Annotated in this window: 11 protein-coding genes; 6 read left to right on the top strand and 5 right to left on the bottom strand. The window is 42.9% G+C overall.

Going from position 1 to position 15,862, the window contains the following annotated elements; genetic code table 11:
• Positions 1-298: 298 nt before the first annotated feature.
• The gene (locus J8Z23_RS17400) at positions 299-1,738 is read left to right on the top strand and encodes an FAD-dependent oxidoreductase (protein ID WP_434635616.1); all 1,440 of its coding nucleotides are present in this window, start codon (positions 299-301) and stop codon (positions 1,736-1,738) included.
• A 27-nt stretch (positions 1,739-1,765) separates the two neighbouring features.
• On the opposite strand, the gene J8Z23_RS17395 is transcribed toward J8Z23_RS17400, so the two are convergent.
• From J8Z23_RS17395 to J8Z23_RS17385, 3 genes are read right to left on the bottom strand one after another with little or no spacing between them, the layout of a single operon-like run.
• The gene (locus tag J8Z23_RS17395; protein ID WP_258505199.1) at positions 1,766-2,701 is read right to left on the bottom strand and encodes a biotin-dependent carboxyltransferase family protein; all 936 of its coding nucleotides are present in this window, start codon (positions 2,699-2,701) and stop codon (positions 1,766-1,768) included.
• Positions 2,698-3,381: a 5-oxoprolinase subunit B family protein gene (locus J8Z23_RS17390; RefSeq protein WP_047010395.1), complete on the bottom strand. Its 684-nt coding sequence runs from the start codon at positions 3,379-3,381 to the stop codon at positions 2,698-2,700. Before J8Z23_RS17390 ends, J8Z23_RS17395 begins: the two co-directional genes overlap by 4 nt.
• Positions 3,381-4,136: a 5-oxoprolinase subunit PxpA gene (locus tag J8Z23_RS17385; RefSeq protein ID WP_258652252.1), complete on the bottom strand. Its 756-nt coding sequence runs from the start codon at positions 4,134-4,136 to the stop codon at positions 3,381-3,383. Before J8Z23_RS17385 ends, J8Z23_RS17390 begins: the two co-directional genes overlap by 1 nt.
• Positions 4,137-4,455: 319 nt before the next feature.
• On the opposite strand from J8Z23_RS17385, the gene J8Z23_RS17380 reads away from it, so the two are divergent.
• Both J8Z23_RS17380 and galE read left to right on the top strand, forming a co-directional pair.
• On the top strand, positions 4,456-6,414 hold the full coding sequence (locus J8Z23_RS17380) for a diguanylate cyclase domain-containing protein (RefSeq protein WP_434635615.1): 1,959 nt from the start codon (positions 4,456-4,458) through the stop codon (positions 6,412-6,414).
• Positions 6,415-6,468: 54 nt separating this feature from the next.
• Complete coding sequence (gene galE, locus J8Z23_RS17375) at positions 6,469-7,485, top strand: UDP-glucose 4-epimerase GalE (RefSeq protein WP_170901688.1); 1,017 nt, start codon at positions 6,469-6,471, stop codon at positions 7,483-7,485.
• A 335-nt stretch (positions 7,486-7,820) separates the two neighbouring features.
• Here galE and J8Z23_RS17370 read toward each other — a convergent pair whose 3' ends face one another.
• A complete protein-coding gene (locus J8Z23_RS17370; protein WP_301658995.1) occupies positions 7,821-9,959 on the bottom strand; it encodes a TonB-dependent hemoglobin/transferrin/lactoferrin family receptor in 2,139 nt (712 codons plus the stop codon).
• 232 nt (positions 9,960-10,191) lie between these two features.
• On the opposite strand from J8Z23_RS17370, the gene J8Z23_RS17365 reads away from it, so the two are divergent.
• On the top strand, positions 10,192-11,079 hold the full coding sequence (locus tag J8Z23_RS17365; RefSeq protein ID WP_005395465.1) for a LysR family transcriptional regulator: 888 nt from the start codon (positions 10,192-10,194) through the stop codon (positions 11,077-11,079).
• A gap of 76 nt (positions 11,080-11,155) precedes the next feature.
• On the opposite strand, the gene J8Z23_RS17360 is transcribed toward J8Z23_RS17365, so the two are convergent.
• On the bottom strand, positions 11,156-13,789 hold the full coding sequence (locus J8Z23_RS17360; RefSeq protein WP_301658994.1) for a bifunctional acetate--CoA ligase family protein/GNAT family N-acetyltransferase: 2,634 nt from the start codon (positions 13,787-13,789) through the stop codon (positions 11,156-11,158).
• A gap of 236 nt (positions 13,790-14,025) precedes the next feature.
• Here J8Z23_RS17360 and J8Z23_RS17355 point away from each other — a divergent pair, with 236 nt between their 5' ends.
• Both J8Z23_RS17355 and J8Z23_RS17350 read left to right on the top strand, forming a co-directional pair.
• A complete protein-coding gene (locus J8Z23_RS17355; RefSeq protein ID WP_258639570.1) occupies positions 14,026-14,595 on the top strand; it encodes an SPOR domain-containing protein in 570 nt (189 codons plus the stop codon).
• Between the two features lie 149 nt (positions 14,596-14,744).
• Positions 14,745-15,734, top strand: a complete 990-nt coding sequence (locus J8Z23_RS17350) for a D-alanine--D-alanine ligase (protein ID WP_301658993.1) — start codon at positions 14,745-14,747, stop codon at positions 15,732-15,734.
• The last annotated feature ends 128 nt before the right edge of the window (positions 15,735-15,862 follow it).

Raw genomic sequence — 15,862 nt, 5'->3', positions numbered from 1 at the left:
CCACAAAAACAGTGGATAACTTTTGGGATAACTAAATGGGGTAAAAAGTGGGGTGTTTCTGCAGGCTTTGCGCCATGGGTCTTACAGTGAAATTGTTATTCACATAGGCATAAAAAAGTGTCTTCCTAACCATGTCGTCAAGTACTTTTTTTGCAATTTTTTTCTACTTTAACGCACCATAAAGGCGCAGTTGGATATTTCGCAAACCCATGAACTTTTTGTGATTTTAATCAAGCCCAAACACGAGTAGAATCCACCGTTAGTAAAGAATTTTCCTTATAAAATTTTTAGTGAAGCAATGAAGTCTGAGTTTCCAAATTACAAAGATAAGCACATCGCTGTTGTTGGTGGCGGTGTCGCAGGTGCAACAGCAGCAATTCATTTTGCGGAGCTGGGTTTTAAAGTTTCCGTAATAGAGAAGGGCGTATCACTGGTAAATGGTCCGCCCATTTGCCATTTACATGCAGGTGGCAACTTATATCGAGAGATTTCTGAGCAACAATGTTTAGATTTGTTAGCACAATCCATTGATACCGTTCGCCTATATCCGCTTTCACTGAATATTCGCCCGACGATCATTGCAGTTCCTTATTCTGATGGTGGAGACCCATCCGCACTTATTCCTCGACTAGAGGTGGTGAAAAATGCGTATAAAACGCTCGTTGATAAAGATCAAAGCAACAAAGTGCTTGGTGAACCAAGTGAATACTACAAATTGTATTCAAAAGAGGATCTAGAAGCACTCGCACAACGCACTCAACCAAGTCACCCTGCAACCTTCGATGAGTGGTGTATTCCTTTTGCTCAACATGTTGATCTAGAAGCGCTAAAGTACCCAGTTGTGGCGGTTCAGGAATATGGCTGGAGTGTTTTTCGCCTTGCCGCAATTGCCAACTTAACGTTGAACGCTCTGCCAAACGCCTCAGTATGCACACAAGCAACGCTCAAACAAGCGGACTGGATGGGTAATCACTGGCAACTTGGTTACGAACGAGATGGTATTGATTATCTTATGACATGTGACTACTTGGTCAATGCATGTGGTTTTGAAACAGGATCCATTGACAATACCATCGGTGCCAAGCGTGATAGGTTAGTTGAGTTTAAAGCCGCTTATGTAACCAAGTGGGCAGACTGCCAACAACTGTGGCCAGAAGTTATTTTCCATGGACCGCGTGGAACTGATAAAGGAATGGCTCAACTGACCCCCTATGGTGATGGTTATTTTCAGCTTCACGGCATGACGAAAGGCATTACGCTATTTGAAGATGGCTTAGTTGAGAGTACGCCGTCCTCAGCTCAGCCCGAACTGCCAGTTCCTTTACTCTCAAAGATACGTAACGGTTGGCGAGAAGAAGTCTTAGAAGAACGAACCAATAATGCTATCAAACACATGGCGCAGTTCATTCCCGACTATCACTCTGCTATCAAAGGGGGAAAAGCCCTGTTTGGTGCCCAGCAAATTCCTGGAACGGATCCGGTACTCAGGGCAGCCGACGTGACCTTTGAAGACAACCATTACGCACGAATAGAAGTGGTAAAAGCGTCATCAACACTACTCGCAGCGCAAAAAATGCTTCAGTTCTGGTTTGATATCGAACCTAACCAAAACGTGGAATCCCAGCATCCTGTCGCTGTGCATTGGTCTGAACAAGAAATTGAGCAGTACGCGATTAAACTCGCGCAAGAGCGAGACTATCCGCAAGCGTTAGCTGAGCGTTATGGGATGCCGGCATAACAGTTACGTATGGGCTCAGAGGTTGTATTAATATCCAAAAAACTGAGCCCATTGGCACCATACTTCTTGCAAGCCTTGTCTATCTCCTTTCACAAAATTCACTTTTTGCCCGGGTTTCGCCTGTGCCAACCTTGGCAGGTCAATACGTGCTACACAGCCAAACTTAGGATAGCCACCGATGGTTTGGTGATCGTTGAGCAACACAATAGGATTACCATCGTTAGGAACTTGAATCGATCCTAGCGCAATTCCTTCCGACAGTACGCCTTCGTAAGGCGGTTTGATTTTGTTTCCCTCAAGACGATAGCCCATTCGATTTGAATCAGGGGATATGGTGAATGCGTTGCTATAAAAGGCTTGGCGAGCGTCTTCATCAAAGTCCTCATTTTGATAGCCTTCAATCACTCTCAGCTTGATAGGTAAGTTGTAATCCGGCTTAAAGCGAAATGTCATCAGCCTTGGTTTGTGTTTCGGTAAGTTATGAGGAAAAAAGGGAAGAATATCGCCTGCTTTTAAAGCGCCACCATTTGAGTCATAACCACCAAGAGATTCTCTCGTGACGGTAGAGGCACTTCCTAAGTGCTGAGCAATATCGAACCCACCTTTAACCGCAAGATAGGATCGAAGTCCATTTTTTGCGACTCCGAACTGCAGCTTCTGCCCCTTCTTCAATGTAAAGTCAGACCAATTTGAGATAGGCTCACCATCTATTTTTGCATTCAAATCACCACCACATATTGCAAGATGGCAGTTATGTAGTGCGACAAAGCAAGCGTTACCCAAAGTAATTTCAATCGCAGCACAATTGACTACGTTACCAAGTAAATGGTTTGCCCAACTGTAGGCGTAATCATCTACGGGGCCACCTTGAGTCACGCCAATATGCGCTAATCCAAAACGACCAAAGTCTTGAATCAAAGAAAGTGGCCCTGACTTTTCCACCAGCAATCCAGCGTAACTCATAGAACACCTCCTAACTCGATAAACTTTTGTTTGGAAATGGCATTAAACGTGACCTTATCACCTACTTCAAACGGTATAAAAGGTGGCGTATCAGAGAAAAGGGGAAGCGGGCTTCTACCGATAATGTTCCATCCGCCAGGACTATCTGATGGATAGACGGCCGTTTTAGAGTCTGCGATTCCCACGCTTCCGGCTGGTACTCGCGTTCTTGGTGTAGCTAACCTTGGCATATGTAATTGAGTATCGACATCGGAGAGGAATGCAAAACCTGGAGCAAAACCAATCGCTGAAACCGCATACTCGGCTTGAGTATGTAAGGAAATGAGCGCGTCTAATGATAGTCCACGATCTTGAAAGCGGGGCAAATCTAGCGCGGTTTCTTCGGAGTAGTATACGGGAATAGTGATGTGGTTAGGTTGAACAAGGCTGAGCGATTGAGTATCAAACTTACTGATCATTTGATGCAGTTTATGCACTAAATCTTTTTCATTGATTCGAAAAGGCAAGTAATCAATGAGGATGGTTTGATAGGAGGGGACCACGTTCATAATGATTGACGCTAAAGTGTCTTTGATGTTTCGAGCAAGTTCTCCGACCGCATTTTCAGAGATATTCTCGTCAAACTTAATGAAAATACTGCACTCAGAGATCAAAGAGATACTAAATTTCTCTTTATGCATTAATTTCCTCCCGCGTATAGGCTTTGACGGATCTTTTGGATCAGCGCGATCGACTCTTCATTGTCACCATGAACACAAATCGTATCGGCTTCCAGTAAAATGTAGCCGCCAGAAGCGGTTTTGACACGCCCAGAGTCTGCTAACGTACGGACTTGCTCAAGTATCGCATGCTCACTCTTTAATACGGCATTAGGCTGTGTCCTAGGTGTAAGTAATCCGTCATCTTGATACAAACGGTCTGCAAATGCTTCAAACAGCAAGGGAACGTCATAATCATCTGCGATTTCTAAGTATTTTTCGTTTTCCTGTGACGCTAGAATCATTAACGGCACTTTGAACAAAGCTGCCGCCTTTACGACTGATCTAAATATCGCATCACTTTTCATCATGTCGTTGTATAACGCGCCATGAGGCTTTATATAGCTGATATCTGTGTATTGAGCCCGACAAAGTGCCTGTAAAGCGCCTACTTGGTATATAACCATGTTAGTAATTTCATCACCCGTCATGTTTATACTGCGCCTGCCAAAGCCTTGGAGGTCGGCGTAGCCCGGGTGTGCTCCAATATCAACATCGTTGTCGTTGGCGAGAGTGATAGTGTCGTGCATGACATTAGGATCGGAAGCATGAAAACCGCACGCGATGTTTGCCATATCAACATGAGGCATAACATCTTCGTCTGCCCCCATAATCCAAGAGCCAAAGCTCTCACCCATGTCACAGTTCAATGTAAGTTGCTGTTTATTCAATGTCATACGTTTTATTTCTACACAAGCAATGGGTTCACGATGCAGGAAAATGCATCTAGGTTCAGTGACTCACTTCATTCTTCTATCATGAAAGCGAGGTTTATGATCTGATGGCTGACGAAAAAGATCACTTTAGTCCATAAAGATGTTGCCGTTATTTGAGTTGATCCGAATTTTAAGGTATTTCGTTCCTTTTCCATCCAATTTTTGAGAATTTAAGGTTATTTTGCATTGGCATCGTGTTAATCTTGTCGCCCTTAATGGGTAATAGATTGCATAACAACGCTTCTGTCATTTTTAGTGGTTGTCTGCGACAGGAATACATATGTCATTACGAGCAAAGCTTATTTGGCCAATTTTGGTCTTTATAACGGCTATCTTTGTTATCTCAAAAGGTTATACCTCGTATACTGCATACCAATCGTCTAAGCATGAGTTGGTCGAACAAACGAGAAAGTTGATTAACAATGTTTCTTTCTCAATTAAAGATGCGCTAACGACAAAGAACAAGCAAAAAGCTCAAACTACTCTCATCAACTTTTTAAACCAGCCAAATGTTACGCGGGTCAAACTTTACGACCAAGATGATCAACCTTTCGTTGTTCTTGAAGGAAGTGGGGTATCAGCTCCCGTCCCTAATCAAACTGAAAGAAGCAAGTTACACGCGCTAGGTTATGCCTTATCAGCCAAATTTCTTTATGTTCTAGAGCCGATTATTCACGATGGTCGTGTCATTGGTAGTATGAGGGTTACGCTTTCCCATCGTCCAATCATAGAAGCCCAACAATCTTTACTTCGAGATGGTGCTGTACTTCTTCTGTTGCTGTTCGCTGGTGGCACTATCTTTTACATAAGTATCGATAGGCTTGTTCTCAAACCTGTTATAGAACTGAGTCATACGATAGAGAGTGTGACACACGGACAAAATACGGATACTCAAGTTCACTATTACTCCAAGGATGAAATTGGAGAACTCGCACATTCCTTCAATCAAATGATGAACAAGTTAACAACACGCGAGAAACAGCGGCAACATTCATTAGAAGTGTTAGAACAAAAGCGGGCGTTTTCAGAAGAAGTCATTGAATCTGTTCAACACGCATTAGTTATTACCGACAACTTCGGGCGTGTTATTTACTGTAATACTGCGACTCGGCAAATATTTCAAAAAAAGTCAGAGGAACTTGACCATGCCAATATCCGTGATCTAATTAAAACGAAAACACCGAATGAGCTGAGCCAAATCCTAAGTAGGGGGTTAGAATGCGATGATATTCACCTCAAAAATGCAGATAACGAACAGCAATTGAGTTTAACCAGTCGTCGTTTGTCCACACATGGACACTTATTGTTTTCGATTCAAGATATCACCGAAATTGAAGAGGCCATGAGCAGGCAGCGTGTTGCGGGGCGTGTGTTTGAGAGCAGCCAAGATGGCCTCATCGTTCTTAATCATCGAGGTGTTATCACAATGGCTAACCCTGCGGTCACTAAGTTAGTTGGGCTAGAGATGGAGCAGCTTATTGGGAAGTCATTTATCCAAACACTTAAGTGGCGCAAGTTGCAGGAAATGATGCCTAGCATCATTGAATCGATAGAAAACTACGGGGTATGGCAAGGGGAAGTTATTGAACAGAACCATCTTGGCCAGTTTGTGCCGATGTTTGCAAGGGTTAATCGTATCGTTAAGTGTGAAGACAATGGGTTCTACGACCTAGTCATTGTTCTTACCGATCTTTCTGGTGCAAAAGAGATGGAACGACTTGAGTACTTAGCTCATCACGATGCACTAACGGGGTTAGCGAATCGCTCCAAGTTCCATTTAGAGTTGGAAGAATTAGTACAACGGTCGGGATACTTACGTGACGAATTTGCGGTGCTTTACCTCGATCTCGATGGTTTTAAAGAGGTTAATGATACCTATGGCCATGACGCAGGTGATGAAGTTCTGAAAAAAGTAGCCGAGCGTCTAACATCTGCGACTCGACATAGTGATTTAATCGCAAGACTTTCGGGTGATGAATTTGTCATGTTGGTTAATCCTGCCAACCAAAAAGTCGTCACCCGAATTGCAGAACAACTGCTCGAAAGCGTATGCACACCGATCGAGTACAAAGGTAACTCGCTCAAGGTTGGCGTTAGCATCGGCGTAAAATTGGTCGGTGTTAATGAGCGAGATGCCACTCGAGTCTTAAAAAGTGCAGATACTGCAATGTATCAAGCTAAAAAAGCCGGAAAAGGCCAAGCAATATTAATGGGATGCGAATTGCAGGAGACAGTTTAAATCGTAACGTCAAAGCTTTAAACTAAACCCATTCGCGTCAGAAGGAATGATAAAATGAAAGTACTTGTTACGGGTGGTATGGGCTATATTGGTAGCCATACATGTATTCAAATGATCGAAGCTGGTATGACGCCAGTGATTCTAGATAACCTGTACAACAGTAAGTCTACGGTCTTAGATCGCATTGAAAAGGTATGTGGCGTAAAGCCAACCTTCATTCAAGCCGACATCAGAGATAAATCGACAATGGTAGAGGTTCTAAAATCGCACGATATCGAAGCGGTTATCCATTTTGCAGGTTTAAAGGCCGTCGGTGAGTCCGTAGCAAAACCCCTAGAGTATTATGACAACAATGTGAATGGCACTTTGGTATTGGTTGATGCAATGCGCGAAGCTGGAGTTAAATCGTTGGTATTTAGCTCCTCAGCAACTGTCTATGGCGATCCTGCATCTGTTCCAATCACAGAAGACTTTCCAACTAGCGCAACTAACCCTTACGGACGCAGTAAATTAATGGTGGAAGAGTGTTTAACAGACTTCCAAAAGGCGAATCCAGATTGGAGCATCACACTTCTTCGTTACTTTAACCCTGTAGGTTCACATCCAACTGGTGAGTTAGGTGAAGATCCTCAAGGTATTCCAAATAACCTAATGCCGTTTGTTTCTCAAGTTGCAGTGGGCCGCCGAGAGTTCCTCTCTGTATTCGGTAGCGACTACCCAACGAAAGATGGCACCGGCGTGCGTGACTACATTCATGTGATGGACTTATCCGATGGTCACGTCGCTGCTTTGGAAAAAGTAGGCAACAAAGCTGGCCTTCATGTCTATAACCTTGGCACTGGCAATGGCTACAGTGTGCTTGAAATGGTGAAAGCATTTGAAGCGGCAAGTGGTAAAGATGTTCCATACCAACTTGTTGAACGTCGTCCAGGCGATATTGCGGAGTGCTGGGCTGATCCATCAAAAGCAATGAATGAGTTAGGTTGGAAAGCGTCTCGCACTCTAGAAGAAATGACGGGTGATACATGGCGTTGGCAATCTAACAACCCTCAAGGTTATCCAGACGCCTAATTTTGATTTACACAATAATAACAAAAAGACGCGTAATTGCGTCTTTTTTGATCCAAATCGGAAAAAATCGTAAATTACTGGTTAAAAGGTAGCAAGTCTATATAGAGCTGTTAAACTATGTCCGACTCTTAATTTGGGTTATAAATTTTCTCATAGCTATTGGGGTAGTTCATGGAACTCGGTCTGATCATCACTTTTATCATTGCAGCAGCAGTAATGGTGAAAAAAGAGATGGCAAAACAGTAAACTTTCATTTTTCATACTTTTCTTTACATTTTTGAAATGAAAGCCATAAAAAAAAGCCAGCATTACGCTGGCTTTTGTGTTTTTAAGGTTTAGAACTCGTATTTAACACTAATGTTGTAATTACGCTCAGCTTGCGTTTTATCTCGACTTAACTCAGTCTTACCGCGAACATCGTTCCAAAGATGGTATTCTTCATTCGTCAGATTCATAACACCAGCATGAATGGTTATATCTTTCATTGGTTTGTAGTACGCCGTTAAGTCAACGACTGTCGCAGACGGCAAAGCAACTTGGTCTTTGATTCCGCCTTTATCACCATCAGAGTTGATATCACTGTTCGATTTCTTAGCCGTGTAGTTTACTTTTAGGCTTGTCCCCCAAAGTGCATTTGGTGAATCGTAATTTACCGCTGCCACTGCATTCCATGGGTTGACGCTGTTCAATGGGTTACCATCACCATCTTCACCTTCTGTGTATGCTGCAACAAAACGAGTTGTCACGCCTGATGGAAGACCGGCAATAGCATGCCAATCAAGACGGTTAGAGAGCTCAACCCCTTTAATATTTGCTTCATTAATATTGATATTTGTGAATTCAGTTAAACCACCATTATTTGATGAAGTTTGCTCAATAAAGTCACTGTAATCGCTGTAGTAGAACGCCACTTCAGTTACCGACGCTACAGTGTTATGACGGTAACCAAGCTCATAAGATACACTCTTTTCAGAGCCTAAATTTGGGTTAGGGCGGTTAATATAGCCATGAGACGGATTATCGTAGGTGTAATAAAGCTCGTCGAACGATGGCGCTCGAAACCCTTGGCTCACTTGCGCGAAGATCGTGCCAGGTTGCGATATAGAGTAAGTTGCTCCTAAACGACCAGTTAATGCAGAGTCGCTAAACTTCTCGAATGACTCTTCAGAGGTATTGGAAGGATTAGTAGAGAAGTAATCGTAACGCACACCTGGAGTCAGAATTAGCTTGTCATTAAGAAGTGAAATTTCATCTTGCAAGAATAAACCAAAGCTTTCTTCTTTTGCATCCGGAGTGTAAACGTAAACGGTATCTGGCGTGCCGGGATCGGAATTCAACTCGCGATTGGTATTACTGATGTCACTATGTTTATACGATATTCCGTAAACAATATAGTGATTTAGAATCTCTTTATCTAACTGAGTTTCGAATTCAAATTTGTCTTCAGTATATTCGTAATCTTTTTTCTGTTGGTTGTCACCACTAGGCGGTACGTAAGGTGGATAACCTGGGCTGGCTTCGATAAAGCGATTAGACACGCCGTTTTCTTCTTTACCAATCCATGTAAGCTTGGACGTGATCGTATCCGAGATAGCTGCATCAGCAAACCAAATGTGCTTGAGCCCAATGCGATTTTGCTTGGTTGTGTCTTCAGCGTTGAAATTTTTGTAACTTTTATGTGCGATCTCTGAGTCAGTCTCGTTGTAAATAACTTCTCCCAAGAACTCCAAGCGATGAGCGTCATTCAATTGAGATTGAAGTTTTACCAATAGATCGTTTTTGTAATAATCTTGGTTGTCCACAGAATAGTTATCGTAAGGTGTCTTAGAGAAATTTTGTAGCTCTGCACCATCACGTCGTGTAAAGGCAACAAGTGCTTCTGTATTACCGAAACGCTTTGCTAAAGCTACGTGCTCACTAAAAGAGTTATCTTCCGATGAATAAGAAAGTTTTGCTTGACCACCAAAGTCTTTACCATCTTTGAGGAAATCCTTCGGATCTTTTGTTTCGAATGCGACAACACCCCCAATTGCATCACTACCATGTAGACTAGAAGCTGCACCTTTAACAATTTCGACACTCTTTAGCATATCAGGGTCAACAGTAACGGCACTAGAATTGATAAACGAATATGGTCCACCGCTGAATACACCTGGTTGAGATGCACCGTCTACTAAGATTTTAACTCGTTTACCTTCCGTCCCGCGAATGTTAATACTTTGAACGCCTTGGCGTTGAGTGCCATTAACAGTAACTCCTGGCGTATACTCGAATAGATCATTCAAGTCCTTTACCATGTTTTCTTCGATTTCTTTCTCAGAAATAACGGCAACAGACGCAGCAACCGTATCCATGGTTTGGTTGGTACGGGTTGCCGACACAACGACTTCTTCAAACTTAGAAACTTCTTCCGCATAAGCAGTCTGGGAAAGGGCAATCAGAATAGAGGCTGACAAAATTGATTTTTTATACATTGGCTTCAATACCTTAGATCCATAATAGGTAACAACAAACGGGATACTAATGGATCTAAATGGTAATTACTATCATTACCATTGTCATTTGTAGTTTTATCTTGAGTAGAACTCTTAGGTTATGAGCATTTCTAGTCTTTAGTTATCAGTGTGTTATATTGTTTAACGTTAGTTCTTGGTAAGATCATCCAAATACAATCAATGTGACAAAAGTCACATTAAGAGAGGCCATGTGCAGAGTCCAATTACGTTAGAAGCGCTCCATATTCTGGATGCCATTGACCGAAGAGGGAGTTTTGCAGCTGCTGCGAATGAGTTAGATAGAGCCCCGTCATCACTGAGTTATCAGATCCAGAAACTCGAGCAAGACTTAGACATCATTATCTTCGATCGCTCTGGTCACAAAGCCCATTTTACTGAAGCAGGAAAGCTCATCCTTGAAAGAGGACGAGCCATTTTACAAGCCAGTGAAAAGTTAGTGAATGATGCAACGTTATTGGCGAATGGCTGGGAACTGGATATTACCATTGCCTTTGATGGCATTATTCCTATATCCAATTTCTTCCCTATGGTTGATGCATTGGCTGAAGTAAGCTCAACACGAGTCAGACTGCAAGAAGAGATCTTGGCTGGTAGCTGGGAATCGCTGAATACAGGTAGAGCAGATTTACTGATTTGCCCATCACTGGATACACTTCCTCAAGAAGTCAAATCAGAAAAAATTGGTAAAATGAGCATGTTTTGGGTAGCGGCAGCTGATCACTATGTTCACAAGCGTAGTGGTAAGTTTGATGAGGCGGCGCGAGAAAAGTACCGAATCATTGCCATTGCAGACACTGCACGCGAACAACCTGCGCTCTCAATTAATATCATTCAAAAACAGCCTCGCTTGACCGTCACCAACTTTACGGCAAAAGTAGATGCGCTCACTGCAGGTTTAGGCATTGGTACGTTACCAAGCCAAATTGCACAACCTTTGATTGATAGTGGCGTATTGAAGCGAATCGAAGGTACAGAAGAGCAGCCGATGGATATTATCTTAGCATGGCGCCGAAATACCATGGGTGAGGCGAAATCCTGGTGTATTCAATACTTGAAAAAGAACTGGAAACTAAAGTAACAACGTAACTTTTACTTCTTAGGTTCCCATTGCTTATCGAATCTAAGAAGTAAAGTTATCGCTAATGCTTTATTTTTCAATTTAAAGGGAGCACCATATCTGCCGTACCATCGGCAAACTGAACATCGACTTCAAATCCCAGATTTTGAGCTAACATCAACATCCCTCTGTTTGTAGGCATGGTCATTCCAGACATTTGCTTTGTGCCTTTAATCTTGCAATAGCTGATAATTTTCTGCATCAGCACTTTACCTAAGCCTTTTCCTTTCAAATCTGAACGAACCAAAATAGCAAACTCAGCATCACTATTATCTGGTGTAATCAATGCGCGGGCTACGCCTATGATAGACGGTCCGTCGGTATTAAACGCTACCGCAACAAACGCCATTTCGCGGTCATAGTCGATTTGAGTGAAGTTTGCCAAAGCCTCATGGTTGAACTCACCAACCTCAGAAAAGAAACGCTTATAGAGATCTTCTTTCGATACGCTATTAATGAATTGAGCATGCAGCGGCTCATCTTCAGGCAGGATAGGGCGAAGCAGGATAGGTTGGCCATCTCGAAGCGTTACAGTTTCGACAAATTCTGCCGGAAAAGGACGAATCGCCAGACGTTTTTGCGCATCTCCCTCGTATTTACACAGTGTGATGTCCGCATCGAGGATAGTTAAATCGCTTCCCGACACTAATACTGGATGGATATCCAGTCTTTGTATTTCTGGCAACTCAACCGCCATTTGGGAGATACGAACTAAGAATTTCGACAACTCACTAATATCGAGCGCATCTTTGTGTTTCTGCAGGCGAATCTTTCCAGACTTTAAAGCCACAACGACAAGGTAGCGTGCAAGCGTCATGTTCAAAGGAGGAAGTGCAGCGACGGCATCTTGGGCGATATTCCACTCCGAGCCGCCTTGACCAAGCAAAATCACAGGTCCAAAGACCTTATCTACTGCAATACTAATCCGTAGCTCTTCAGCGCTGCCGAGCTTTGCCATACCTTGTACCAACAGACCGTGTACATTGGCAGAAGGGTAACTTAGCTTTACGGTATCTAGAATGGATAGCGCTGCGTTGGAAACTTCTCGACTGTTTCTTAAATTCAGGGCGACACCGTGTACATCCGATTTATGAGGAATGTCTGGAGATCGCAACTTAACCGCAACAGGGTATCCGATATTTTCTGCCATATGCACGGCTTCAATTTCGTCAGATGCAATCCATGTTGGCAGAACATTAAACCCGAACAGCTTAAATAATGGGCTGGTTTGATGCGTATCCAAGGTAACTGTGTTTTTATCCAGTAGTCGTTCATTTACCCATTCTTTTGCAGAACTCACACTTCCAGAGTGCAATGGCTCAGCCGTCGTTGGCGTTTCCATTAATTGCTTCTGGTTTCGTCTATATTCAACCAAGTGCATGTATGCAACGACCGCACTTTCCGGCGTTCGATAGGTTGGAATGCCAGCTTGAGTAAATGCCAGTCGTGCCTCTCTCGACGTTTGTTCTCCTGACCAGTTGGTCAAGATATTAAAATGCTTATGCCGAGGGTGAGCCTTGATCGCCTCAATGACAGCTTGAGCAGTTTCAAGAGGGTCGGAAACCGCAGAAGGACTATGCATAATCAAGATCGCATCTGCACAGTCGTTATTCATCAGTGCGTTAATGGTGTCAATGTAGCGTTTTTTTGTTGCGTCACCAGACAGATCAATCGGATTTCGAGCGCGCCAGTTGGACGGGAGTACAGTTTGTAATTGCTCAATGGAAGCGTCATCAAGCGTTGCGAGCTGGCCACCACGTTCAATCAAAGTATCAACGGACATAACTGCAGGGCCGCCGCCATTGGTGACGATCGCTAAACGCTCCCCACGAAGTGGAACAGAATGCGTGAGTGTTTCTACCGCAGCGAAGAGCTCATGCGTATTGCTGACTCGTAACATACCAGTTCGACGGATGGCAGAATCGTAAATTACATCGAGCGTATCACCATCTTGCTGTTCGAAAGTATTCATCTCTTTAGAGCGGCCAGCTTTTAATACCAATATACGGCGGTTACGTGAAGCAGCTCGCGCAGCAGACATAAATCGTCGAGCATCTTGGATGTTATCCACATAAAGCAGAATAGCTTCCGTATTCCCATCCATACTTAAGTAATCAAGCAAATCTGCAAAATCGATATCCTGTCCGCGTCCAATCGAAATGAACGAAGAAAAGCCAATATTCTTATCATTTGCCCAGTCTAACACTGTGGTACAAACCGCCGCAGATTGTGAGATGAACGCAATTTTTCCGGGCTTGGCCGCAACAGGAGAAAACGTGCAGTTAAATTTGTGCCAAGGCAAGATAATACCTAAGCTGTTCGGTCCTAAAACTCGAATATTCAATGATGAAATATTTAAAGGCTGAGCGTCATCAGAGATAACAATCGCAAACGGTGTGCCTCTCTCATCTAACTCTTTAAGCAGTTGCTCGTTGCGTGAAACGTTCGTGCATAAAATCGCAATATCTGGCGTATAGGGTAGGGAAGCCACATCAGGGTAGGCTATAACTCCGGATACCGCTTTGTATCGCGGCGTTACTGGCATAATCGCGCCACCAAATCCGCTTTGTAGAAGGTTACGCATAACGACATGCCCTGCTCGCAATGCTTTTTGAGATGCACCAATAACGGCCACAGAGTTGGGTTTAAAGAGTTTATGTAGTTTATTCATGCTGACTCCTAGCCGTTTGCTAGTAACGTTTGCCTATCGGTTTCATATCAATCATAAACGAATAATTTATTGATAAAACGCCTTCAGACCAGACATTGCATAAAATGTGGGCGATGCTTATGGAGTTTGTGTTATTCATCACATCAAAATCACAGATTATTGTATTTGATGCTTGATAAACGGCCCTGCTATCGGCATGATTTATCGTAATATTTATCCAGAGCATTTGTTACTTCATGAAAAAAATCGCAATCATCGGCTTGTCAGTCCTGCTTTCTGCTTGTGCATCTGAAACTTACATCACAGACGTAACTTCTGAAAGTTATCGAGAGGACTACAAATCAGATCGTATCTCTAAGCCAATTATGGCGTCTGAAAACGCTGTAGTAGAAAAAGACGTACAACCAACTGTTGTGAAAATGACGGCAAAGCCTGAAGAGAAGAAAGTAGTCAAGCTAACGCCAAAAGAGCAGGCGAAGCCAGTTAAGATCGTACCACCGAGTAAAAAGCAAGCAGGTATTCAACGATTCGGCTATACCATTCAAGTCGCGGCTGTGGGTAGCCAAGCGAAAGTCGATCAGTTTGCAAATAAGCTGCCACAGAACGGTCAGCCAATTTGGGAAAACTACAAAGTCGTCAACGGTACTAAATGGTTCTCAGTTTTATACGGAGACTACGCAACAAGCGCGGAAGCCAAGCATGCGATTTCGACTTTGCCTGCTCAATTTCAGCAGTTAAGACCATTTGTTAAAAGCATTGACGCCATTAAAAACTCAGCTTACCCAACGCTTAACAAATTAAACTAACACATCAAATAAGGGAGCGAATAGCTCCCTTATTTATTTGTTCAAATCCTACTCGAACAAAATTCCTCACACTAAAATTACTGTACGTCACACTTCAAAGGTTTATCATAATAAATAGTATCTTTTGTAGGTCACGGAAAGATTGATTCATGATTAAAAATATTCTTCTACTATGCGGCGGCGGCTCTTCTGAGCACGAGATTTCATTATTGTCTGCAAACTTTGTCGAACAACAATTAAATCTTATTGAAGACGTTCACGTTACACGCGTAGAAATAAAAAACGAAGGTTGGATGACCAACCAAGGTGAGTTGGTTTACTTGGATCTCAATACCAAGCAGTTGTGCTCAAGTGAATCTAATCAAACCATCAATTTCATTGTGCCTTGTATACATGGTTTTCCAGGCGAGACAGGCGACATTCAATCTCTGTTTGAAATCGCAGGTATTCCTTATCTTGGCTGCGGGCCAGAAGCGAGTAGCAATAGTTTCAATAAAATCACATCTAAGCTTTGGTACGACGCTATCGGTATTCCCAATACGCCATACTTATTCTTAACGCGCAACGATGAAGAAGCTCATACTCAAGCTCATAAAGCATTTGAAAAGTGGGGAAAAGTCTTTGTCAAAGCCGCTCGTCAAGGGTCATCTGTTGGATGTTACAGCGTCACAGAAAAAGATAAACTTTCCAATGCAGTAAATGATGCGTTTGGGTTTTCTGACCAAGTGTTGGTTGAAAAATCAGTAAAACCACGAGAGCTTGAAGTTGCTGCATATGAGATGAATGGCCAGCTGCACATAACCAAACCAGGCGAGGTTATTGCACCTGACGGTGCTTTTTACTCGTACGATGAAAAGTACAGCAGTTCAAGTCACTCGCTCACTGAAGTTGAAGCGAAGAATCTAACCCAAGCACAATTAGATGCAATTCAGCACGCATCTGAGAGGGTATTTAAGCAAATGAATCTTCGCCATTTGTCTCGTATCGACTTTTTCTTAACGGAAGATGATGAGATTTACTTAAACGAAGTAAACACATTCCCAGGTATGACTCCGATCTCGATGTTCCCTAAAATGCTTCACAATAACGGGCACAAATTCCATGAGTTCTTGGAAGATTGTATAAACAGTGCAAAGTGATTAACGTTATCAAGGCGCGTTTTATGATAGAAATTGTTTTCTAGAGCAAGGTTTATTCAAGCCGTATTTGAATATTGCTCAGTAGCAATTATGATTATATCAACGCATTAAACAGATGACTCAGTGGT

Source organism: Vibrio sp. SCSIO 43086, from assembly GCF_051132235.1.
Taxonomy (GTDB): domain Bacteria; phylum Pseudomonadota; class Gammaproteobacteria; order Enterobacterales; family Vibrionaceae; genus Vibrio; species Vibrio diabolicus.
Note: the sequence above shows the minus strand (reverse complement) of the source record. Positions and strands in the feature narration are given on the sequence as shown.

Bases quoted from the DNA above. Each gene is read 5' to 3' on its own strand.
- J8Z23_RS17400 (WP_434635616.1), top strand. From the start codon at position 299: ATGAAGTCTGAGTTTCCAAATTACAAAGATAAGCACATCGCTGTTGTT.
- J8Z23_RS17395 (WP_258505199.1), bottom strand. From the start codon at position 2,701: ATGAGTTACGCTGGATTGCTGGTGGAAAAGTCAGGGCCACTTTCTTTG.
- J8Z23_RS17390 (WP_047010395.1), bottom strand. From the start codon at position 3,381: ATGCATAAAGAGAAATTTAGTATCTCTTTGATCTCTGAGTGCAGTATT.
- J8Z23_RS17385 (WP_258652252.1), bottom strand. From the start codon at position 4,136: ATGACATTGAATAAACAGCAACTTACATTGAACTGTGACATGGGTGAG.
- J8Z23_RS17380 (WP_434635615.1), top strand. From the start codon at position 4,456: ATGTCATTACGAGCAAAGCTTATTTGGCCAATTTTGGTCTTTATAACG.
- galE (WP_170901688.1), top strand. From the start codon at position 6,469: ATGAAAGTACTTGTTACGGGTGGTATGGGCTATATTGGTAGCCATACA.
- J8Z23_RS17370 (WP_301658995.1), bottom strand. From the start codon at position 9,959: ATGTATAAAAAATCAATTTTGTCAGCCTCTATTCTGATTGCCCTTTCC.
- J8Z23_RS17360 (WP_301658994.1), bottom strand. From the start codon at position 13,789: ATGAATAAACTACATAAACTCTTTAAACCCAACTCTGTGGCCGTTATT.
- J8Z23_RS17355 (WP_258639570.1), top strand. From the start codon at position 14,026: ATGAAAAAAATCGCAATCATCGGCTTGTCAGTCCTGCTTTCTGCTTGT.
- J8Z23_RS17350 (WP_301658993.1), top strand. From the start codon at position 14,745: ATGATTAAAAATATTCTTCTACTATGCGGCGGCGGCTCTTCTGAGCAC.